This is a genomic window from Pseudomonas sp. HLS-6, from assembly GCF_002753995.1.
Lineage (GTDB): Bacteria > Pseudomonadota > Gammaproteobacteria > Pseudomonadales > Pseudomonadaceae > Aquipseudomonas > Aquipseudomonas defluvii.
This window is the reverse complement of the sequence record NZ_CP024478.1, coordinates 5038120-5059482: the sequence shown is the minus strand read 5'-3', so window position 1 is coordinate 5059482 and position 21363 is coordinate 5038120. Positions and strand designations below refer to the sequence as shown.

At 60.5% G+C, this 21363-nt stretch carries 16 protein-coding genes and 1 tRNA gene; 10 read left to right on the top strand and 7 right to left on the bottom strand.

Translation table 11 applies throughout. The features are described from left to right. Positions 1-2 precede the first annotated feature (2 nt). The 3 genes from CS390_RS23845 to CS390_RS23835 are packed head-to-tail and all read right to left on the bottom strand — an operon-like array spanning position 3 to position 3543. Positions 3-1400: a hypothetical protein gene (locus tag CS390_RS23845; RefSeq protein WP_157767164.1), complete on the bottom strand. Its 1398-nt coding sequence runs from the start codon at positions 1398-1400 to the stop codon at positions 3-5. After that, positions 1397-2326 (bottom strand): NAD(P)-dependent oxidoreductase, encoded by a 930-nt coding sequence (locus CS390_RS23840; RefSeq protein ID WP_099776295.1) that lies wholly within the window; start codon positions 2324-2326, stop codon positions 1397-1399. Before CS390_RS23840 ends, CS390_RS23845 begins: the two co-directional genes overlap by 4 nt. Continuing rightward, positions 2323-3543, bottom strand: coding sequence for a hypothetical protein (locus tag CS390_RS23835; RefSeq protein ID WP_065759742.1), 1221 nt, complete (start codon positions 3541-3543; stop codon positions 2323-2325). Before CS390_RS23835 ends, CS390_RS23840 begins: the two co-directional genes overlap by 4 nt. Before the next feature lie 258 nt (positions 3544-3801). Here CS390_RS23835 and CS390_RS23830 point away from each other — a divergent pair, with 258 nt between their 5' ends. Continuing rightward, positions 3802-4761, top strand: coding sequence for a class I SAM-dependent methyltransferase (locus tag CS390_RS23830; protein WP_065759741.1), 960 nt, complete (start codon positions 3802-3804; stop codon positions 4759-4761). Positions 4762-4842: 81 nt separating this feature from the next. Here CS390_RS23830 and CS390_RS23825 read toward each other — a convergent pair whose 3' ends face one another. Next, positions 4843-5913 carry a nucleotidyltransferase family protein gene (locus CS390_RS23825; protein WP_177442429.1) on the bottom strand — a complete coding sequence of 357 codons (1071 nt, stop codon included), beginning with the start codon at positions 5911-5913 and terminating at the stop codon, positions 4843-4845. Positions 5914-6107: 194 nt separating this feature from the next. Between CS390_RS23825 and CS390_RS23820 the strand changes: the two genes are divergently transcribed. The 5 genes from CS390_RS23820 to cysC are packed head-to-tail and all read left to right on the top strand — an operon-like array spanning position 6108 to position 12000. Further along, positions 6108-7403, top strand: a complete 1296-nt coding sequence (locus CS390_RS23820) for a hypothetical protein (protein ID WP_065759739.1) — start codon at positions 6108-6110, stop codon at positions 7401-7403. Beyond that, positions 7403-8470 carry a glycosyltransferase family 4 protein gene (locus CS390_RS23815; RefSeq protein WP_065759738.1) on the top strand — a complete coding sequence of 356 codons (1068 nt, stop codon included), beginning with the start codon at positions 7403-7405 and terminating at the stop codon, positions 8468-8470. The genes CS390_RS23820 and CS390_RS23815 overlap by 1 nt, the downstream gene beginning before the upstream one ends. Continuing rightward, entirely contained in the window at positions 8467-10242 is a 1776-nt protein-coding gene (locus tag CS390_RS23810) for an ATP-binding cassette domain-containing protein (RefSeq protein WP_099776291.1), read from the top strand. The genes CS390_RS23815 and CS390_RS23810 overlap by 4 nt, the downstream gene beginning before the upstream one ends. Further along, on the top strand, positions 10233-11363 hold the full coding sequence (wecB, locus tag CS390_RS23805; protein ID WP_099776289.1) for a non-hydrolyzing UDP-N-acetylglucosamine 2-epimerase: 1131 nt from the start codon (positions 10233-10235) through the stop codon (positions 11361-11363). Before CS390_RS23810 ends, wecB begins: the two co-directional genes overlap by 10 nt. A gap of 55 nt (positions 11364-11418) precedes the next feature. Beyond that, positions 11419-12000, top strand: coding sequence for an adenylyl-sulfate kinase (cysC, locus tag CS390_RS23800; RefSeq protein ID WP_065759735.1), 582 nt, complete (start codon positions 11419-11421; stop codon positions 11998-12000). A 165-nt stretch (positions 12001-12165) separates the two neighbouring features. Here cysC and CS390_RS23795 read toward each other — a convergent pair. Further along, positions 12166-12242, bottom strand: a tRNA-Arg gene (locus CS390_RS23795). A 339-nt stretch (positions 12243-12581) separates the two neighbouring features. On the opposite strand from CS390_RS23795, the gene gabD reads away from it, so the two are divergent. The 3 genes from gabD to CS390_RS23780 all read left to right on the top strand — a co-directional run bounded on the left by gabD (position 12582) and on the right by CS390_RS23780 (position 16840). Further along, positions 12582-14024 carry an NADP-dependent succinate-semialdehyde dehydrogenase gene (gene gabD, locus CS390_RS23790; protein WP_065761378.1) on the top strand — a complete coding sequence of 481 codons (1443 nt, stop codon included), beginning with the start codon at positions 12582-12584 and terminating at the stop codon, positions 14022-14024. 186 nt (positions 14025-14210) lie between these two features. Continuing rightward, positions 14211-15494, top strand: coding sequence for a 4-aminobutyrate--2-oxoglutarate transaminase (gene gabT / locus CS390_RS23785; protein WP_065761379.1), 1284 nt, complete (start codon positions 14211-14213; stop codon positions 15492-15494). Between the two features lie 137 nt (positions 15495-15631). Beyond that, positions 15632-16840 carry an HDOD domain-containing protein gene (locus CS390_RS23780; RefSeq protein ID WP_099776287.1) on the top strand — a complete coding sequence of 403 codons (1209 nt, stop codon included), beginning with the start codon at positions 15632-15634 and terminating at the stop codon, positions 16838-16840. A gap of 38 nt (positions 16841-16878) precedes the next feature. On the opposite strand, the gene CS390_RS23775 is transcribed toward CS390_RS23780, so the two are convergent. Both CS390_RS23775 and desA read right to left on the bottom strand, forming a co-directional pair. Then, positions 16879-17868 carry a sensor domain-containing diguanylate cyclase gene (locus CS390_RS23775; RefSeq protein WP_099776285.1) on the bottom strand — a complete coding sequence of 330 codons (990 nt, stop codon included), beginning with the start codon at positions 17866-17868 and terminating at the stop codon, positions 16879-16881. Between the two features lie 138 nt (positions 17869-18006). After that, entirely contained in the window at positions 18007-19191 is a 1185-nt protein-coding gene (gene desA, locus CS390_RS23770; protein WP_099776284.1) for a delta-9 fatty acid desaturase DesA, read from the bottom strand. A gap of 151 nt (positions 19192-19342) precedes the next feature. On the opposite strand from desA, the gene dibA reads away from it, so the two are divergent. After that, positions 19343-21235: a phosphodiesterase DibA gene (gene dibA / locus CS390_RS23765; protein WP_099776282.1), complete on the top strand. Its 1893-nt coding sequence runs from the start codon at positions 19343-19345 to the stop codon at positions 21233-21235. Positions 21236-21363 lie beyond the last annotated feature (128 nt).

The following is a 21363-nucleotide window of genomic DNA, read 5'->3' as shown; positions in this document are numbered from 1 at the left end:
GTTCATGGGTGAGCGCCTGCGCGGCGGGCGGGCAAATAGCAGGGTGCCTGCCGCAGCAGTCCGATCAGGATTGGCAGCAACAGCACCGTGCCGATCGTCATCGCCCAATCGGTTGCGTCAGCAACACACGCGAGCAACGACAGGGCCAGGGTCGTCAGCCCAGCGAGCCCGAAGCGCAGCTTGAGCAGTTTGAGCTGCCAGACCAATATCGCGAGTACGCCTGCCATGCGGGCCCACAGAAGGTAACCGGCGTCGCCTGCCCAAGCGGCGCCGATCTGCAGCAGTGCGCTGTCGGTCATGCCGATCACCAGCAACCTCATCAAGCGACCCTCCAGGCGAGCGCTGATGAGCAGTGTGGCGAGAACCCCACTCGATGCTGAGATCCCCCAAGCGAATATCACGATTGCTGCCAGCCCCAGCCATGGGCGTTGCCCAGTAAACAACGCCAGATCCTTTATCAGCAGGCCCGCCAGCAATACTGTTGCTGTGCCCCACAGCAACAGTGAGGCCACAGTCAGAATCCGCGCCTGCCCGGGTGCCGTGTTGGCAGTGGGCAGCAGGAGCCGTGCAAGCTGGGCCTGTATCCCTGAAAGGCCACTGAGCACGTGGTTCAAGATCAGGAAAAACGGCAGGAAAGTCGGTGCCAGCGGCGCCAGCAGAAACGGTGTGAGCCGATCATGCAGGGTGCCGCATATGCCGATCAGCGAGAGATGGACGGCAGCGCCTATCTGACCTTTGCCCACCAAAGGCAGCCAGAGCTTGAGTTGGCGGCTGCAGAACACATTGACGAGTGCCTGTACCAGATAGCCAAGGCTGACCGATAGACCGGCGGTGGCCGCCATCGACTGCGCGAGCGAGTCCTGTAACAGGTACCAGAAGAGCAGCGCGGCGGGCCAAGCAACTTGTGTGACCAGCAGACCGGCCAAACGCCGCCCCTCGGCGATCATTGGCGACGAATAATTGAACAGCGCGAGCAGGCAGGCTGGCGCGGCCCAGAGCAGGTACTCCTGGCTGGCACCCTCACTGCCCCATAGCTGCCAGCCGAGTGCGCTGGCGGCCAGCAGCACGGTGGTAGCGGCCAACCGATGTCCCAAGGCATATCGCCAGGTGTGTTGCCAGTCGGGCGAGTTGCCGGATTCGCGCAGGAACAGTGACGAGTAGCCGAGGTCCGCCAGGAAAATCAGCGTAACCAGCAGCAGGTGGGCGAGTCCGGTTTCACCGTATTGCGAAGGGCCCAACAGGTACAGCAGGCGTAACTGGAACAGGAAATTGGCCACTTGGCCCAGCGCGTACGTCGAGGCCGCGAAGAGCAACGGCTGGCTGATCGACCCTGCCTTGGGGTGTCGAGCGTGTTTGCCAGGCGTCGGTTGAGCAGGCTCTTGAGAGGCGCCTGGATTCACTGCGCATTGTCCGGAAACACGACCCTTCGCAAGGCTTCATCGAAGCGCAAACGTGGCTGCCAGCCAAGCAGTTCCAGCGTGCGGCCGGGATCACCGAGTTGGCTGGGGCGGTCGACTCGGCGCTTGCGCGCCGGGTCAACTTCAACCGTTACCGGCATGCCGAGAATCTGGCCCAGTTGCCGGACCAATTGCTCTACGGAGTGCTCCACGCCAGAACACAGGTTCAGGGTATCGAACGGAACATCGTGGCGAGGGTCGAGCAGCATGGCGATCAGGCCGCGAGCGATGTCGTCAGCGTGCAGGTAGTCGCGCCTTGGGGTCAGGTTCCCCAGGCGCACGCGCCCATCGCTTGCATTGCGCAGTTGTGCCAGCACCTCGGGAATCAGGTGCCCATTGGGATCGTCATGGCCAATGGCGTTGAAGATCCTGGCTGCTCTGCCCACGCGTTGGCCGCGGCTGGCCCAGAACTTCAACTGCTGTTCGTTGCTGTACTTGGACAGGGCATAGTTGTCGCAGGGCGCCAGCGGGCTGGTGAGTTCTGCCAGCGGGGCATCCTGCCAGGCATAGACGGCGCCGCTTGACGCGATCACGATGCGTCTGATGTCTGCCTGCTCCGCAGCAGCCAGCAATCGCTCGGTACCGACGACGTTGACGTCAAGGCAGTGGGCGCGTTGGGTTTCGCAGGTGGGAATGTGATGCACCGCTGCCAGGTGGATGATGGCATCTGGACGAAACGCGTCCAGCAGGGCTGTCAGTGTTTCGCTGTTGCACAGATCGCCGCACACCGCCAGGGTGGCTTCCTCCGGCATCGGCAGGCCGCTCGACAGGTTGTCCAGCACCGCAACTTCGCCGCCAGCCTCGCGCCATTGTCGGGTAACGCGACGCCCCAGCATACCGGCTCCACCGGTGACCAACAGGCGCATCATGGGCGCACCTCGACGATCAGTCTGCGACGCAGGGGGCGTGGCAGCCAGGTCAGGATTTCACGATCCCGGTGCATCAGGGCATGGATTGCCAACAACAGCGACAGCCCCGCAAACAGCACCCCAAAGACGGTCAGGCCAGCCATGATGGGGTTGCGTGCTGTTACCAGCGTGCCGGAAAGCGCCGAGCGGGTCTTGATGCCGATGGCCTGCTGTCGGGCCTCGGCCAACGCCAGCTTGAGGCCCATGTCCTGGATCGCTTCCTGAGCAACAGCGGGAAGTTGCGGGTTGTCGGCGAGCAGTTTGCTTCGGTTCTCGCGTAATTTGTCGATGATCTCCTCCCCGGAGGAGACATTGCGGACGGTCTGGTCCATGCCCGCCAGCAATTGCGTTGTCCAATCGAGCTTTTCCAGCTCACGACGGATTTTGCGCGATTTGGCTTGCAGCTCGGAAACGGTCGCTTCCAGCGCCACGATCTGCGGCAATGGAGCGAGGTACTTGCCGCCACCGTCGCTCACCGATACAACGGTGTTGGCCTCCATGTGCCGCAGTTCGGGGTAGCGCTCCAGCAGCCGGCGCATATCTTCGATACGTTGGCGGTACTGCTCGATGTCGAAGTCTGCTTGCAGCAAGTCGAGGTGCAACTGCGGGCGCCGGGCAAGTGCCTGCTGGCCTTCTCGGATCAGGCCTATCAGGCTGTTGGCCAGCAAGGCTTCGCGCACATGTCGGGTTAGCAGCTCAAAGGTACGGCTGGCCTGCGCGTCATCGCGTGCCTGTACTGAAAGGCTCAAACCCAGGCCCCGGGTCTTCTGGAGTTCGGCGACCGGCACGTCGCGCAGATCGTCTCTGTTCAGTGCCGAACGGTAAAGTACCGTGCGGGCCCAATACGCGGGGTTCAGCGCCATTTGTTTGAGTTGAGGGGGTATGTTCCCGCCATCCGCATCGCTGAAAGACTCCGCCACCCAGCGTTCGTCCCACAGGAACGACTGGGCTTGTCGCCATTCTTCCAGCGAAATGTCGGGAACCTCAACTAAGGCCGTTACGTTATACAGGGGGCGCTGGGCAACCCACCACGCTGTGCACACCGACAGGACCAAGGCTGGTAGCAACAGTAACCGGCCGAAGCGTTGGTAGAAGCGCAATACACGCAGGAACAATTCGCCGAGTGAAGTTTCGTCATCGTGAGGCCGCTTCGGGCCATGTGCTGCTGTTGAGTACATGCATCCAACCTGAAGGGAACGCTGATGGCCTCCTGCCGTCCGTCCGCTATCCGGTCGAACACCCATGCTGTCGAGGTGTTGTGAATTTGCCATAGCCTGCAGGCTGTTGCAATTGGCCAGTATTTACGCCTGCATTTAGTCACTCGACCTGACCGTGGCCGCTCTTTCAGGCGTTCGCAGGTGCTTCTCGATAGGGTACTTGCGCGACATGGCCTCTTCGGGCACGGTTTCGTTCTTTATCTACATGAATGGATATCAATGCCAGTGCCTCGAGCCTTTTCCCTGCTCACCGATCTGCGCACGCTTGATCAGCGTCTGGTTGCGCTGTCTTGCCCGTCCTGTGGGTTAAATGATCCGCATCCGGTCTGGCGCCGTGATCGTTACTTCTTGCGAGTGAATCTCTCGGTCTGCCGTGGTTGTGGCCTGGTGTACTTGGCGCGCGGGCTGCAGGGGGATGTTCAAGCGTCGTTCTATGAACAGGTCTATCCGCGGCTGATGGTTCAGCCACCTTCGGACCAGATGCTCTGGAACTATCGCCTTATTGCAGGCTATCGGCACAGTGAGATTACCTCGGTCATCGGTGCGATTGAGTCGGTGCTGGATGTGGGGGCCGGCCTTGGGTTTTTCCTTGCGGCGTGTCGCAGTAATGGCTGCCAGCAGTACTTGGGCCTGGAGCCTGGCGGGCCGCAGCGCGATCATGCGGTACACACGCTGGGGTTAGGGGACAAGGTTCGCGCGCAAGGGCTGAATGCAAGCACTCAGTTGCCGTTCAAGCCGCAACTGATCACCTTGTTTCATGTCCTTGAACACCTGGAAGAGCCTGGTAAGGCGCTTCAATGGTTAGCCGGGCTGATTGATCCGCAAGGGTGGCTGGTCATTGAAGTACCCGATATGGGTGCCAATTGGCCTGGGCTGGGCTTGTGGCAAATTCATGTTTCCCACCGTAGCTATTTTTGTGCGCAAACCCTTGAAGCACTGCTGCGCAATAATGGCTTCTCGGTGCATCGCATCTGCCGTGAGGCTCATGGCATTTATGAAGGCAACTTGCGGGTCTATGCCAGGCCTGGTGCTCAGGCAGTTACCTCTGCGCCGTTAACCCCGCAACGACTGACCGAACTGACCGCGCATATTCACAGGCAGATTCGGCCCTTGAGTCTTCGCAATGGCTATCCGCGCGCGGCCGTGCGCCTTGGCAGGTTGTCACTGAAAGGCCGTTGAGCCCGGCCCCGTGCCTTGCACTGGCTCAGAGAGGCGTTCGAGCAATGGCTGATGGCGCCGCACGGCCATTGGGGCGGCTATTCAACGAAACCGTCTAGCGAGTCGGTAAAGGCGGATTAAGGGATAGAGAAAGGACAGGGCCGGTGGAAGCGTCATCCAGTTACTGTCCTTGTCGGTCGGGCTCAGCCAACCACTCAATGCATGCAAGCGCCCGCTCAGGCTGTCCTGCAGGGCAATGTCCATGGACACCCGTTTCAAGGGGCCAAGGCGTTGAGCCACTTCATCGTCGGACAGTGATTCACGAATCGCCTCCAGCGCCAGCGCGGCCATGATGTGGCTGGCCCGACAAGGGCGGCGAACCCGCTGGAGTGGAGCGGCTACTGGCGTGCCGAACAATGTGTCGAGCAGCGTGAGGCAGGTATCCAGCATTGCGCAGGTGCCCGTTCGCTGAATCTCGCGGGCAACGCGTTGCATGTCCAGATCGGGTCGTTGCAGCAGGGCGTGAATATCCATCAGCCAGATCAGTCTGCGAAAGCAATGCTGGTTTGCATGCGCAATGAGGTAAGGCAAGGCATGGATGGGGTCGAGGCTGGCCACCTGGGTGCCTTGCAGGTCAACCTCCTGAGCCATCCCCTGGGTGTCCGCGATCAAGTGTCGGTGGCGCAGCAGCCGACGGTGCAATTCGACACGCGGGCGACGTTCCCGGTGCAGCAGGACCAACTCGTGGGTGCCTCTGGCAAGTGGCAGGCGCTGCCCTGGCGCAGGCGCGTACCCCTGCTGTTGCAATACCTCAAGCGCTGCCGGCCACTGCTCCTCGCTGAGCAGGATGTCCAGGTCTACGCCACCACGTGTGCTGAGCGCGCCGTGAGCCTGAACGGCCAGTGCCGGGCCCTTTAGCGCCAGCGGCTGCAAGCCGCGTGCTGTCATTGCCGGGATCAGGTTCTGGAGTGCCGCACCCAGTTGCAGGGCTCGCAATGCAATGCGTCGCTGTTCCTGGGTGAGTGCCGTTGAGTGCGTCCGGTCGAGGGCGTCGACGCGCGTGCGATCGAGCAGGCCTGCAACACCATGGTGTCGTACAAAAGCGTTGAGCGCCTGGCTGTCTACCTCTGCGACGTGCTGGCCGAAGCCCATCAACCAGAGGGTGGCGCGCAACAGTGCGTCGTTGGACGGTACATTTTGGAGGTGAGCGCGAGGTATCTCGCTGCTTGCAGCAGGGGAACGATGAGTGGGCATGATTGGCGTGGATATCCATCCTTGGTGGGGGCGCGGCCCATTTCCAATGGGAGGTTGGCAACTCAATCAAGCATCTGTAGCGTAGTGCCATCAACGAATAGGGATATTACCCGATGAAGTCGTCGGTTTGGCGGGGATCTTTCTCGGAGCACCTCACCGCGTTGCGTCAGCACTTTGGCGATGAAGCGGTAGATGTACGTCACGAGCTGTTCTACCTCGCTGCAGGAAAAACGTCCTTGGCGGCGGGGCTGCGAGCCTTCGGCGCTTTACTGCGCGATGCCTGGCTATTGTTGCTGCGCGCAGGCCCTGGTTTGCCGGTTTCTGCAGGGCGACAGGCGATTCTGCTGACCACGCTTCATGGCGCCAGTGGCTGGGGTACGCTGGAGCGTAGCCTGCCAGCGCTTGCATTGGCTGGGTATGAGCGGCTGATACTGGCTCACCCACGGTTATCCTCCAAGGCTTTCCCATCGAATCTGCAGGTTGCGCGCCCCGCACGGGCTGGCGTAGCCGATCTGTTATCTAGCTTGCGTGTTCTCGTCGACACCCTGTTGTTGCGGCGCCCGCTGTTACTGGCCTGCTGCCTGGCCCGGCGTCGGCTGTGGCAGGGCAGTCTCAGGCGGACGCTGGCCAATAGCCGCGGCGTGCTGTTGCTGCACAATGACTTCGACCTGATGAGCCGGGCGGCGATCAACAAAGGCCTGCCTGCCATTTGCTTGCAGCACGGCGTGCCTACCGATGAATTTTTTCCCACCCGTGCGGACTGGTACCTGATCTGGGGAGGTAGCAGTCGTCAGGCGTTCGATGCAGTCGACAGCCGGTCCAGCCGTCTTGTCGAGGACGCACTGGGCCGTGGCCAGGTACCGCTACGTGCGCTGGAAGCGCCAGACGGGCTTGCCTTGCTGTCGCAAACTCATGCGTACGTGCTGGGAGACCGTATTGATAACGCGTTGCGCGAGTTTGCCGATGCCCTCTTGAAACGTGCCCCGCAGGCGAGGATCCTCCTGCATCCATTGGAACGCGAGCCTTATACGGGGCCCGCGGCGCTGGCGACCCGGCATCCTCCGCACCCGGAATTGCAGCCCGGTGCGTGTGCGCCTCGCCTGGTCATGGGCTATTGCTCCACGGCCATGCTGGATGCGGCGTTGGCAGGGCATTGGGTGGTCGCGCTGCAACTTCCGCTCGACGGTAATCATGCGGCCCGCAGCGTACTGGCCGCCCCATTGCGTGCCGATACGGCCGAGCAGGCCGTGGCTGTTTATAGGCGCTTGCGCGAGGATGCCGAGTTTCGTCGCGAGGCGGCCGAGGCGCAGGCCCAGTGGTTGCGCGCCAGTTTTTCCAGCCAGTCCGGAGGGCTCACAGGGTTGCTTGAACGAATCGACCAGCCGTCGTCTGCGGCGTGTACGCAGTGATGCGCGTACTCCATGTCAGTAAGGAATTCCAGCCGTTGTCCAGCGGTGTGGCGCGCCACATCCAGGGGCTCGTCCAGGCAATGCAGGAAAATACCGAGATTGAACTGCACATTCTGGCCCCGACAATTGATGCGGGCGCTGCCCCCTGTCGCGTGCAGCAAGGTGGGTACAGGCACCTGTGGGCGGCGGTTGGTGCCAGTGACCTGGTGCATGTCCACGGTGCCCGCACCCCGTTCGCTGCGTCTGCCGCGTTTCTCGCGTGGCTGCGCGGTGTGCCGGTGGTCTACACGCCGCACTGTTACTACGACACGGGGACGCCGTGGCGCCGAGCGCTCAAGGCGCTCTGGGACAGCACGATAGAGCGGGCTTTGGTGCGCGCTGCCGGTGTGGTGGTGCTACTGCATGAGGGTTGGGTCGCCGATCTGGCCCGGCGCGGCCTGCATCCGGCCAGTGTGATGATCGTACCCAACTGTATCGAGGGGCGGCGTCAGGCCGTCTCGGCTGGCGTCGACCGCCTGGAGGGCGCACCTGCGTTGTTGTCTGTTGGGCGGCTTGACCCGGTCAAGCGCCTGGACGATGTAATTGCTGCGTTGGCCACGCCGCCGCTCGCGCAAGCGGTGCTGCATATCATCGGGCGAGGCGAGGACCGCGCCCGGCTCGAAGCCTTGGTCATGCAGTTGGGCCTTGCCTCTCGCGTGCGTTTCCATGGCTGGCAGGATGATGCTGTCAGTGAACAGATGATGGCAGGCTGCGATGCGATGGTCCTGGCCTCGGAGCGCGAAGGCATGCCTACCGTGGTATTGGAGGCGCTGCTGGCCGGGGTGCCGATTGCCTGCTCGGATATCGAGGGCTGCCGCTCCATCACCGACGCGGTTGGGTGGGGCGAGGTGTTCGCGGTTGGCGATATTGCTGCTTTGAGCGAATGCCTTTCTCGCACGGCCCGCAGCGCTGTGCCGGATACCGTCATTGAGGCGGTCAAGGAGGGTTTTACCTGGCAACGCAAGGCGCCCGAGCTGGCCGCCTACTACGCCCGCCTGGTTACGCCGCGTCGAGCGGTGAGCTCATGAGTATCAACAAGCCTGTGGCGTTGTTGCAGATTCCATCACGTGCCCTGGGCTTTGTCAGGCAGTGCGGCGTAAGCAGGGCAAGCCTTGCTTCGATGCTGTTGCTGCTGCTGGGCAAGGCGAGCATTGACGCGTTATCCGCCCTGCTGTTGGCAGGTGTCCTTGCCCTCATGCTTCCTGTGGGCCGACCTATGGGGGGCTGGTATGCACAGGTAGAAGCCTTCTCGTATGGTCCATTGCACGGTGTGTTGTCGCCAATGCTGTTGCTGGTGGCGATCCTGGTGCTGTGCAAGGGTATTTTGACGCCGCTGCTGCTGTGGTTGCGTGGCTGGCTGATCGACCAATGGACGCTGCTGGTGTCGATGAGTGTCCTAGAGCGAGAGCTGGCGCCGGGTGTTCGGCAACGGCAGGAAACCCATGTGCAGAGCAGCAATGTTGCGGTCAATTTTGTCGTGCCAAGGATCGTGATGGGGGCCATTCTGCCGAGCCTCGACCTGCTGACGGAAGCTCTGCTGATTGGTGTCCTGCTGAGTGTCTTGGTGGCGCTGGAGCCTGTTGCCACGTCGATGATGGTTGTGGCCTTGCTGGTTGCGCTCTGCATTGGCAACGTCGTGTCACGCCTACTGATGGGCGCTCGCGGCGACCTGAAATTCAGGCATCAGACCTTGATGCAGCGCTGGGTGACCGACAGTGTCGCCTGCCTGCGGGAGATTCGGCTCTACCAGCGAGTGCCTGCGGTTCTCGCCCGGTATCGTCCGGTCGCCAGGCATTTCTCCAGAGAGAGTGCCCGTGAGCGGACATTCATGGACATCCAGTCGCCGGTTATGGAGCTGTTTTTCCTGCTGGTCCTTGGCAGTGCTGTATTGGTGGCCAGCGAGGGTTCCGGGCAGGCGGACTTCCATTTGCTAGCACTGTTTTCGGCAGTGGGGCTGCGTTTGATTCTTGGCTTCCGACGCATCACGAGCATTTTGCAAACCTTGAGGTTCGTTCGTCCTGCCTTGGCGCAACTGACCGCCGTAGCGCCGCGTGCAGCCAATGAGGCGCTCATCGCACCGTGTGAAGATGAATCAGAAAAGCAATTGCTGCTCTGTGAGTCGTTGCGGTACCGCTATCCCGGTGCTGGCCAAGACGTTATCTGTGGCTTGAACCTCTGCTTGCGCAAGGGGGAGTGGACAGGGCTGGTCGGTGAGTCCGGGGTCGGGAAGTCGACGCTGGTTGACCTGCTGATTGGCGCGTTACAGCCCCTCCAGGGCCGTATCCAGTGGTTCAGTGCAGGGCGTGCGCACGCTGGCATTGGCTATGCCGGTGCATCAACGACGCTGATCCCCGGGACGTTGCGTGATAATGTCAGTTTTCTGGGCGAGTACTGTACTGACCAGCAATTAGTGGAAGCGCTTCACATCGCGGATATCGGGTCGTTGCTCGAACGCCTGCCAGAAGGGCTGGATACACCGGTGGAGGTTTTCGAACAGCGGATTTCCAGTGGTGAGCGGCAGCGCATAGGGCTGGCGCGCGCCTTGCTCCACGCTCATTCGTTGCTGATCCTTGATGAGGCAACGGCGTCCCTGGATCAATCGACTGAAAGTCGTTTTTTAGAGGGGCTGCGCACTGCGCGGCCGGGCCTGGCGGTGTTGCTGATCACGCATCGCTTGACGGTCTTGCGCTACACCGACCGCAGCCTGCTGATGGTCAATGGCGCACTGGATGAGTTCATTCCCGATCCACACATGATTCAGGCTACAGGACAGTTGGGGCATAAGGATAAATGCATATAGCATTCGTATTGGGCACTCGCCCCGAGATCATCAAGCTGTCTTCGTTGATATCTGCCTGTATCCGTGACGGTGTGCGATACACCTTGATCCACACCAATCAGCATTATGCCGCGGCCATGGATCGTCTGTTCTTTGAAGAGCTTGGTTTGCCTCGTGCGCATTTCAACCTGGGCGTGGGGTCTGGCCCGGCAGGCTTGCAACTGGCCCGGATGATGATGGGCATCGAGCCGGTGTTGCAGGAAGTGAAGCCTGATTGTGTCATCGTCCAAGGGGACACCAACAGTGCATTGGCAGGTGGGCTTGCCGCCAGCAAGGCCTGTATTCCGGTCGGTCACGTGGAGGCAGGGTTGCGCAGTTTCGACCGGAGTATGCCGGAGGAAACCAACCGGGTGCTGCTGGATCACCTGTCCAGCTTCTGGTTCTGTCCGTCGCCCCTGCAGGTTGAGCTGCTGGCCAGAGAGGGTATTGAGGGCCCGAATGTGCTCATTACCGGTAACACGGGTAATGACGCGACGCTGCTTCATGCGCGCGCGGCTGCCGAACGATCCGTCATCCATGAGCGACTGGGTTTGCAGCACGACAACTACCTGTTGCTGACCTGTCATCGACCTTCCAATACCGACGACCCTGCGCATTTTGCGCAGTTGATGCAGGCGGTGCAGTGCCTGGCTGAAGAGCAACAGCGGCAGGTGGTGTTTTCCGTCCACCCGCGGCTCGACCAGCGGCACTGGAAGGTGCTGCAGGGTATGTCGCGTATCCGCACCATTGATCCGGTGGGTTACCTGGACATGCTGGCCTTGCTTCAAGGCGCAGCCTTGGTCTTGACCGACAGCGGTGGGTTGCAGGAAGAGGCGTGCGTACTGCAGCGGCGCTGCCTGATACTTCGCCCCAACACTGAGCGCCCGGAAAGTCTGGAAACCGGTGGTGCCCGCCTGGTTTCCCATGTGGGTGCCAACAGCCTGGTCGAGGCGGCACAAGCACTGTTCAAGACGCAGGTGACCTGGAAGAACCCGTTTGGTGATGGCAATGCCCATCGACAGATTCTTGATGCCTTGATGGGCCAACTCAATGTCGAGGCGGCGCTGCGCCCAGGGGCATTGCCTCGGCCGGTCGTGTCTTGAGCGCCATCGTCAACCCATGGTTCAACCGTATCGTTCCACCAAAGCTGAGTCGAACATGACCAACGAAAGTGATGAGTCCAGTGGGAATGGATTTGCATTGTTACTGACCGGCCTGTCAGGCGCGGGAAAGTCGAGTATCGCCAGGCATCTGGTTGAGTACCTGCAGCAAGAGGCAAAGCGCCGGGTTACATTGCTGGACGGTGATGAAGTGCGTAAGCACCTTTGTGCCGGGTTGGGATTCTCAAGAGAAGACCGCATGACCAACGTCCAGCGTTTAGCGTATGTCGCTTCTGAAGTGGTCAAGCACGAGGGGATAGCGGTGTGCGCCGTCATCGCGCCCTATGCGCAGAGCAGGATTGCAATGCGTGAAATGGTTCAGCGATATGGGCGTTTCTACGAGGTTTACGTCAATACGCCTATTGGCGTCTGTGAGTCCCGTGATGTCAAAGGGCTCTACGCAAAGGCAAGGTCGGGCGAAATCCAACTGTTTACCGGCATAACAGACCCGTACGAAGCTCCCGTGCAACCCGATCTGGAAATTGATGCGAGTGTCGGATCGCCCTTGGCGTCGGCTCATCAGATCGTTGATTTCCTGATGCGCATCAGCAAGGACCGACAACTTTTGTCCAGACGCTGAACGCCTGTGTCCTGTCGGTTGTCCACAGCGAACGGCGTTGTCAGTTGGCTGGGCAGCGGCAGGCGTCAGCGTACTTGTCGAACAATGGGGGTGATGAAGGTTGGGCGGTGATGCTTGCCCTGGTGGCGCAAGGCCGACCCTTTGGAGCCAAAGGGTAAGGAAAGATGGCGCACTCGGCGGGATTCGAACCCACGACCCCTGCCTTCGGAGGGCAGTACTCTATCCAGCTGAGCTACGAGTGCAACGCGGGCGCCATGATACCCATCTCACCTGTCGGCGTCCATCGTCAGAATCTGTAGTCGATTTCGCACACTGAAGGGGCTATAAGTGACGTTGATCCGAAAAAAGGTTCTTTGAGCAGCTTTTTGTTCTTTTTTTCGAACAGCCTATTGTCCTTTAACCCCTTTAATCCTAGGATTCGTTTGAGATTTCAAACGCTCTTGCGTGGTGCCTGATCCTGCGACGGTGGTTTCGTGGGCTGGCCCGGTGTGTGAATTCCTGACGGCAGCCCCACCTGAGGGCTCCTTTTTTACAATCAACAATTCGCTCCGTGTGCGCACGGTGCTGTTAAGGACGCCGACATGCAGCTTAAAGACGCCCAGTTGTTCCGCCAGCAAGCCTATATCGATGGTATCTGGCTGGACGCGGACAACGGTCAGACGATCAAGGTGAACAACCCGGCAACGGGCGAAATCATCGGCACCGTGCCGAAGATGGGCGCCGCCGAGACCCGCCGTGCCATTGAGGCCGCCGACAAGGCGCTGCCAGCCTGGCGCGCACTGACCGCCAAAGAGCGCGCTGGCAAGCTGCGTCGTTGGTTTGAATTGATGATTGAGCACCAGGATGACCTGGCGCGCCTGATGACCACCGAGCAGGGCAAGCCACTGGCCGAAGCCAAGGGCGAGATCGCCTATGCCGCTTCCTTCATCGAGTGGTTCGCTGAAGAAGCCAAGCGCGTTTATGGCGACACCATTCCTGGCCATCAGCCAGACAAGCGCCTGATCGTTATCAAGCAGCCAATCGGTGTTACTGCCGCGATCACCCCGTGGAACTTCCCGGCGGCGATGATCACCCGTAAAGCCGGCCCAGCCCTGGCCGCCGGTTGCACCATGGTGCTCAAGCCTGCTTCGCAGACCCCTTACTCGGCCCTGGCCCTGGTTGAGCTGGCGCACCGTGCCGGCATTCCGCAAGGCGTGCTGAGCGTGGTGACCGGCAGCGCTGGCGACATCGGCAGCGAGCTGACCGGCAACCCGATCGTGCGCAAGCTGTCGTTCACCGGCTCGACCGAAATCGGTCGCCAGCTGATGGCCGAATGCGCCAAGGATATCAAGAAGGTTTCCCTGGAACTGGGCGGTAACGCACCGTTCATCGTGTTCGACGACGCAGACCTGGATAAGGCCGTTGAAGGCGCGATCATCTCCAAGTACCGCAACAACGGCCAGACCTGTGTCTGCGCTAACCGTATCTACGTGCAGGATGGTGTCTACGATGCCTTCGCCGAGAAGCTGCGTGCAGCGGTCGCCAAACTGAAGATCGGCAACGGTCTGGAAGAAGGTACCACCACCGGCCCGCTGATCGACCACAAGGCTGTGGCCAAGGTCCAGGAGCACATTGCTGACGCCGTTAGCAAAGGCGCCAAGGTACTGACCGGTGGCAAGCTGATCGAGGGCAACTTCTTCGAGCCGACCGTACTGGTCGACGTACCGAAGACGGCTGCTGTGGCCAAGGAAGAAACCTTTGGCCCGCTGGCACCGCTGTTCCGTTTCAAGGACGAGGCCGAAGTCATCGCCATGTCCAACGACACCGAATTCGGCCTGGCCTCGTACTTCTATGCCCGCGACATGAGCCGTGTGTTCCGTGTTGCTGAAGCGCTGGAATACGGCATGGTCGGTATCAACACCGGTTTGATCTCCAACGAAGTCGCACCGTTCGGCGGCATCAAGGCTTCGGGCCTGGGCCGTGAAGGCTCCAAGTACGGCATCGAGGACTACCTGGAAATCAAATACCTGTGCATCAGCGTTTGATCGCCGGTTAACGTTTTACCTCTGCCAGCGAGGCGCGAGAGTGACGCCTCGCTGGCCTTTTTAGACACAAGCCGATACCTGGCGCCCCGGATCCTGTAGCAGTCGATCAGCGCATGCTGTGGCAGTTGAACCCCGGTCGCCCAAGCCTTGAAACTACGCCACTGTGTGGCGAATGAGGACATGTTCATGAGCAACAAGACCAACGAATCCTTGATGCAACGCCGTGTAGCCGCCGTCCCACGCGGTGTTGGCCAGATCCACCCAATCTTCGCTGACAGCGCGAAGAACGCCACTGTTACCGACGTTGAAGGTCGCGAGTTCATCGACTTCGCTGGCGGTATCGCGGTACTGAACACCGGTCACGTGCACCCGAAAGTCATCGCCGCTGTTGAAAAACAGCTGCACAAGCTGACTCACACCTGCTTCCAGGTACTGGCCTACGAGCCGTACGTTGAAGTGTGCGAGAAGATCAACGCCAAGGTTCCAGGCGACTTCGCCAAGAAAACCCTGCTGGTCACCACCGGTTCCGAAGCCGTTGAGAACGCCGTGAAGATCGCCCGTGCCGCCACTGGCCGTACCGGCGTGATCGCGTTCACCGGCGCGTACCACGGTCGTACCATGATGACCCTGGGCCTGACCGGTAAAGTCGTGCCTTACTCGGCTGGTATGGGCCTGATGCCAGGCGGCATCTTCCGCGCACTGTACCCATGCGCACTGCACGGTGTGAGCGTCGACGATTCGATCGCCAGCATCGAGCGCATCTTCAAGAACGACGCTGAGCCAAAAGACATCGCCGCGATCATCATCGAGCCAGTACAGGGCGAAGGTGGTTTCTACGTTGCGCCTAAAGAGTTCATGAAGCGTCTGCGCGCCCTGTGCGACCAGCACGGCATCCTGATGATCGCTGACGAAGTACAGACCGGCGCTGGCCGTACTGGCACCTTCTTCGCGATGGAGCAGATGGGTGTTGCCCCAGACCTGACCACCTTCGCCAAATCCATCGCTGGTGGTTTCCCACTGGCCGGTGTTTGCGGCAAGGCCGAATACATGGACGCTATCGCCCCAGGCGGCCTGGGCGGCACCTATGCCGGTAGCCCGATCGCATGTGCCGCTGCTCTGGCCGTGATGGAAGTGTTCGAAGAAGAGAAACTGCTGGAGCGCAGCAACGCTGTTGGCGAGCGCCTGGTTGCTGGCCTGCGCAAGATTCAGGACAAGTACCCAGTGATCGGTGACGTGCGTGCCCTGGGCTCGATGATCGCCGTTGAAGTCTTCGAAGGTAAGGACTCCCACGCGCCAAACCCTGCTGCCGTTGCTCAGGTTGTAGCCAAGGCACGCGACAAGGGCCTGATCCTGCTGTCGTGCGGCACCTACGGCAACGTCCTGCGTATCCTGGTTCCGCTGACCGCGCCAGACGCACAGTTGGACAAAGGCTTGGCAATCATTGAAGAGTGCTTCGCCGAACTCGCGTAAACTGTGACGCGCTAAAGAAAAACCCGCTTCGGCGGGTTTTTTTTATGCCAAAGGAATGGGCGGCGTACTAAGGTAGCCAGCAATGGACATCTTGGAGGGTGCAGTGGATTGCATGCAGACGTTTTCAGGAGAACCGTATGACTGTTGCAGATTCACCCGGCCAGCCCTGTGTGTTGATCGCCGAAGGCGACCCATGGGTACGAGACATGCTGACTCAGGTGTTGCTGGATGTGCGCTGTGATGCGTCCCTGCAGGTGTGCGCTGATGGTCATGAGGCGCTCTCTGCGCTGGCCAGCCAGCCTGACCTGATCATTGCCTCGCGTGAATTGCCCGGGCTGGATGGTCTTGACCTGCTGCGCTCGGTGCGCGCCAAGCGCCGTCAGCCGCCGTTGCCGTTCATTTTGTTGAGCAGCCGTAGCGACAGTGCCAGTGTGCGAGAGGCCTTGCCGCTGGCGCCTACCGCGTACATGAGCAAACCCTTGAACATGGATTCGCTGCGTCAGCGTCTGGAGCAGTTGTTGCTTTCGGCCGGTGCGCCAGTTGCCTGTTCTGTGCCGTCGCTGCCAGCCAGCATGACATTGACGCGTTTTCTTGAGGACCGCCGCGCTACCGCTGACGGTGGCCCGCTGCTGGCCGATGTTCAGAAAGCGGTCAAGCGCAGCCTGAAGGCACCGGGTTTGAACCTGAAGGTCCTCGAGGAAGAGATCCGCACCGATCCGCAGATCACCGCCGTGTTGATTGCAGCGGCCAACAGCGCTGCGGTGCATCATGACGGGCAGGTACAGTCCTTGTTGCAGGCCCTGAACAAACGGGGCTCGACCCAGAGCATGAACCTGATTCTCGGCCTTGCGCTCAAGCGCAGCGCCAAGCTCGATGATCCACTGCTGTCTGGCTATGCCGAGCGTTACTGGGCGCTGTCGTTGCATACGGCAGAGTATGCCCGCACCCTGGCGCGCATCCTTGAGCTGGATGAGGAACGCTGTTACTGCGCAGGTTTGCTCCATTGCCTGGGTGAGTTGGCGGTGTTGCGCTGCATGCAGGAATGGCGCCTGGCCGGTGGTGAGCTGGACGAAGCCAGTGTCGAGCTGGCCCTGTCTCAATCGGCGGCGGCCTATGGCTCGGCACTGCGTACACGCTGGCGCCTGCCGCTGGAACTGCGTGAGTTGATCGCGGGGGTGTACCACCTTGGCGGTGGGGTCTACTCGCGGGAAGCCTTGGTCATGAACCTGGTCGGGCAACTGGTGCACTTGCCCGCCGAGGCGTCGCTGGACGCCATCGTCGAGAGCAAGGCAGCACGCCTGCTCAAGGTTGGCGCAAGCGAGTTGAGGCGTTTGCGCAAGGGGTGAGTGCCTGATTGCTGTCGGCTGCGCTGGCGCGCCAGCGCTCAGCCTAGAACAATCTGGTTCTTGCCTTGTCGCTTGGCCTGGTACATCGCCGCATCGGCACGGGCGAACAGGCTGTCGAGGGTTTTGTCGGTATCGACAATGCCGGTCAGCCCTTGGCTGACGGTTACCCCGAAGGTTCGATCTTCGTGACTGAAGCTCAGGCGTTGGATCTCGCGTTGCAAGCGCTCGGCAATGTGCTGTGCCATTTCCGGCGTGCAGTCCGGGAATATCGCCGCAAACTCTTCGCCGCCGATTCGTCCGAACAGATCACCGCGGCGCAGGACGGCTTTGCCGCCGTCTGCGATACGTAGCAGCACCTGGTCGCCGGTCGGGTGGCCATAGGTATCGTTTATCTGTTTGAAGTCATCAATGTCCAGCAGCAGGAAGCACAGGGCGGTGTCATCCTGGCGGGCCTTTGCAAAGGCGCTGCGGGCACAGTCGAAGAAGTGCCGGCGATTGCTGCTCTGGGTCAGCACGTCGGTCGTCGCCAGGCGTTGCAGTTCACCTTCAAGCTGCTTTTTTTCAGTGATGTCTTCGGCGATACCGACCACGATTACTCGCTGATCGCCGTCAGTCTGTTGGTTGATGAAGCACTTGTCACTGAGCCAGCGAAGCTGGCCGTCGGCTGTCAGGATGCGGTACTCGCGGTTTTCCACGGCACCTTTGACCAGTACTTCGGCAAGGCTGCGTTCGGCGTACTCCAGATCTTCCGGGAAAACGCTGTTGCGCCACGCGTTGTAGTCGGCCAACAGCAAGTTGGCGGGGCGACCGAAGATACGCTCGTACGCCGGGCTGACGTAGAGCACCTTGCGGCTTTCCCAGTCAAAGGCCCAGAGCACGGCATTGACGCTGTCGAGCAGCGAGCTGAACAGCTGTTCGCGTTCGCTCAGGCGAGCCACTTCACCTTGAGCATGCATCAGGTCCAGCAGGGTCTGAGCGGCCTCGGGCGGTGGGTGTTGGGGCATGGAGGTGGGCGTGTGCTTGACCATTGGCGCGCAGCTTCTCAAAAGGCAAGGGCGTGCGGCCACGACCCGGCCCGCCACGCGGACGATATGCTTGTAAGAGCTGGAAAGTGTGCTGAAGTTCCGGTCGGCGCGCCCTTGGGAAGGGCGCGCCGATCAACGGCATCAGGCCAGGGCGGGGCGTAGCGAGTAGGTTTTCAACTGGGCAGCGAATTCGCGTAGCGACTGGATGCCGCTGGCTTCGGCTTCATGTACCCAGTCCTTTATTGCGGCCAGCATGTCATGGCCGTTGGCGCTGGTGCGAGCCCAGATCTGTTGCAGTGCCAGACGCTTTTCATAGATGGTGCGCAGTGTCTGGCTGTGCTCGAGCATGCTCTGGATGTGCAGGTGATGGCGGTCTTCCAGCAGGCTGGTTTCACGAGACAGCAAGCGCTTGGCGCGGCGGAACTGATGACGCACCGAGCCGTCGACCCGTGCCAGCTCCTGTTTGACCAGCGGACCAATTACCAGCTTGCGGTACTGCGCCATGATCTGGAAACGGTTGTTGAGGATGGCCATGGCGGTGTCCATGTCCAGTTGGCCCTTGCCTGCAACCCGGTGGGCGATGGGCGCGACACGTTGCACCTTGGCCAGCCCCAGCAGGCTGAACAGCTTGATCCAGGCCCAACCCATGTCGAATTCCCAGCGTTTGACCGAGAGCTTGGCCGAATTCGGGTAGGTGTGGTGGTTGTTGTGCAGTTCTTCGCCACCAATGATGATGCCCCACGGCACCAGGTTGGTCGCGGCGTCGCGGCACTCGAAGTTGCGGTAGCCGACGGCATGGCCAAGGCCGTTGACCACGCCGGCGGCCCAGAACGGAATCCACATCATCTGCACGGCCCAGATGGTGATGCCGATGGTGCCGAACAGCAGCAGGTCGATGATTGCCATCAGGGCGATGCCGCCCAGCTTGTAGCGCGAGTAGAGGTTGCGCTCGATCCAGTCCTCTGGGCAGTTCTTGCCATAGATACGCAGGGTTTCCGGATTGCGTGCCTCTTCCCGGTAGAGTTCGGCCCCTTTGCGCATCACCGTGGACAGGCCCTTTACGACCGGGCTGTGCGGGTCGTCGACGGTTTCGCACTTGGCGTGGTGCTTGCGGTGGACGGCGGTCCACTCACGGGTGTTCTGTGCGGTGGTCAGCCACAGCCAGAAACGGAAGAAATGCTTGAGCCCGGCGTTGAGCTCCAGCGCGCGGTGAGCGGAATAGCGGTGCAGATAAACCGTGACGCTGACAATGGTCACGTGGGTCATCAGCAGCGTGACTGCCAGCAGTTGCCAGGCGGATAAATCGAGTAAACCGTTGTACCACATAGCCGGGTTGGCCCTCGTAAAGCGAAGAAAACAGCAGGTGACATTATCCTTCGCAACATAAATAAAACCAGTCGGCCTTTTTGATAGACGGTCGCTGGATGTTTCTGTCCTATAATGCGCCAACTTTTGATCTGGGCTGCCCAAACACACTATGTCTGTTTCTGCACGAGATGCCCTGCGCACGGCTGCGCTCTACCTGGTGTTATCAGTCCTGTGGCTTGGGCTGTCTGACCAAATATTAAGCAGTCTTTTCGATGATCCTGCCCAGTTATTGCACTGGCAGATGGTCAACGCCCTTGTGTGGGTGTTCTGCAGCACCCTGTTGATCTTCTATTCGCGTGTACGCCTGCTGAAGTTTATCGGCGTCGGGGCACGTCTGCGTCGCGAAGACCGGGAGCGCCTGCGAATGGCCGCGGCAGTCTTCGACAGCACCCTTGAGGGGGTACTGGTGACCAATCGCCAGGGCTTGATCGTGCATGTAAACCGCGCGTTCATGCGGATCACGGGCTACCAGAAAGAGGAAGTGATCGGTCATCGGCCGAACAAGTTCAAGTCGGGTCGACATGGTTCGCAGTTCTACCAGGAGATGTTCGCGGCCCTCGCGCAAAAGGGCGAGTGGAGCGGCGAAATCTGGAACCGACGTAAAAGCGGCGAGGTCTACCCGCAGTGGCAAACCATTTGCGCGATTCTCGACGATAGCGGTTTTGTAAGCCACTATGTCGCTGTTTTCAGCGATATTAGCGCAATCAAGCACACGGAGCGCGAGCTGGCCTACCTGGCGCATCACGACCCGTTGACCAGCCTGCCCAATCGCCTGCTGTTCAATGACCGTACCGCCCAGGCGCTGGCGGCGGCGCAAGCCAACAAGCGCGGATGCGCCCTGTTGCTGCTCGACCTCGATCACTTCCAGAGTATCAACGACAGCCTGGGGCACAACATTGGTGACCAGTTGCTCAAGTCTGTTGGCGAACGCCTCAAGGGCGTGATCGGCGAAGGGGTGACGCTGGCGCGTCTGGGGGGCGATGAGTTCGCGGTGTTGCTGGAGAACTGCTCACAACTTGGCCAGGCGGCGGTGATGGCGCAGAGCATCATCGATGGCATGAAAGACCCTTTTGAGCTGGATAATCATCGTCTGTTCACCAGTGTGAGTATCGGTATAAGCCTGTTCCCCAGTGATGCACTCAGTGCCGAGCAGTTGCTGCGCAATGCCGACTCGGCCCTGTTCAAGGCCAAGGGCAATGGTCGTGCAGGTTATGCGCTGTACACCGAAGAGCTGACTGCCCACGCTCAGCAGCGAGTGGAAACCGCCGCCGAATTGCGCCGGGCGCTGGAGCAGGAAGAGCTGCGGGTGTACTACCAGCCGGTGCACGACCTGAGCAGTGGGCGGATGATTGGTGTCGAGGCGTTGGTGCGTTGGCAGCATCCGCAACGTGGCCTGGTACCTCCTGGAGAGTTCATCCCGATTGCCGAGCGCACGGGTTTGATCTCCGATATCGACACCTGGGTCATGCGCCAGGCCTGCCTTCAGATGGTTCAATGGCAGCGCGAGGGCAAGACCCTGGACTTTATTGCGGTGAACGTTTCCAGCCGTTTGTTCGTGCACCGTGACCTCTACCAGTATGTCGCCCAGGTGCTGCACGAAACCCAACTGGCGCCGGCCTTTCTGGAGCTTGAAGTGACCGAAAGTGCGGTCATGGAAGACCCTGAGGTGGCGCTTGAGCAACTGCATCGCTTGCGTGAGCTTGGCTTGCGCCTGGCCATCGATGACTTTGGTACGGGCTATTCCTCGCTGCTGCGCCTCAAGCGCCTGCCGGTGCAGAAGCTGAAGATCGACCAGGGCTTTGTGGCCGGTTTGCCGAGTGACGAAGACGACATGGCGATTGTCCGGGTAATCATTGCATTGGCTCGAAGCATGGGTATGCAGATCCAGGCTGAAGGCATCGAGCATGCCGAGCAGTCGCAATGTCTGCTGGAGCAGCAGTGCGACCTGGGGCAGGGCTATTGGTATGGCCGTCCGGTTCCGGCGCAGCAAGTGCGTTGGTAAACCCTGTGCATCGCCGGCAAGGCCGGCTCCTGCATGCGTTGCAGCACCCGTAGGAGCCAGCCGCGTTGGCGATAAGCACTAACAGTTATATAAAAATTCTTAAATAGTATTTTTAAGAATATTCAGCC

What these genes read in the sequence shown, in the direction of transcription:
- CS390_RS23840 (WP_099776295.1), bottom strand. Translation starts at nt 2,326, where the DNA reads ATGATGCGCCTGTTGGTCACCGGTGGAGCCGGTATGCTGGGGCGTCGC.
- CS390_RS23835 (WP_065759742.1), bottom strand. Translation starts at nt 3,543, where the DNA reads ATGTACTCAACAGCAGCACATGGCCCGAAGCGGCCTCACGATGACGAA.
- CS390_RS23830 (WP_065759741.1), top strand. Translation starts at nt 3,802, where the DNA reads ATGCCAGTGCCTCGAGCCTTTTCCCTGCTCACCGATCTGCGCACGCTT.
- CS390_RS23820 (WP_065759739.1), top strand. Translation starts at nt 6,108, where the DNA reads ATGAAGTCGTCGGTTTGGCGGGGATCTTTCTCGGAGCACCTCACCGCG.
- CS390_RS23815 (WP_065759738.1), top strand. Translation starts at nt 7,403, where the DNA reads ATGCGCGTACTCCATGTCAGTAAGGAATTCCAGCCGTTGTCCAGCGGT.
- CS390_RS23810 (WP_099776291.1), top strand. Translation starts at nt 8,467, where the DNA reads ATGAGTATCAACAAGCCTGTGGCGTTGTTGCAGATTCCATCACGTGCC.
- wecB (WP_099776289.1), top strand. Translation starts at nt 10,233, where the DNA reads ATGCATATAGCATTCGTATTGGGCACTCGCCCCGAGATCATCAAGCTG.
- cysC (WP_065759735.1), top strand. Translation starts at nt 11,419, where the DNA reads ATGACCAACGAAAGTGATGAGTCCAGTGGGAATGGATTTGCATTGTTA.
- gabD (WP_065761378.1), top strand. Translation starts at nt 12,582, where the DNA reads ATGCAGCTTAAAGACGCCCAGTTGTTCCGCCAGCAAGCCTATATCGAT.
- gabT (WP_065761379.1), top strand. Translation starts at nt 14,211, where the DNA reads ATGAGCAACAAGACCAACGAATCCTTGATGCAACGCCGTGTAGCCGCC.
- CS390_RS23780 (WP_099776287.1), top strand. Translation starts at nt 15,632, where the DNA reads ATGACTGTTGCAGATTCACCCGGCCAGCCCTGTGTGTTGATCGCCGAA.
- CS390_RS23775 (WP_099776285.1), bottom strand. Translation starts at nt 17,868, where the DNA reads ATGGTCAAGCACACGCCCACCTCCATGCCCCAACACCCACCGCCCGAG.
- desA (WP_099776284.1), bottom strand. Translation starts at nt 19,191, where the DNA reads ATGTGGTACAACGGTTTACTCGATTTATCCGCCTGGCAACTGCTGGCA.
- dibA (WP_099776282.1), top strand. Translation starts at nt 19,343, where the DNA reads ATGTCTGTTTCTGCACGAGATGCCCTGCGCACGGCTGCGCTCTACCTG.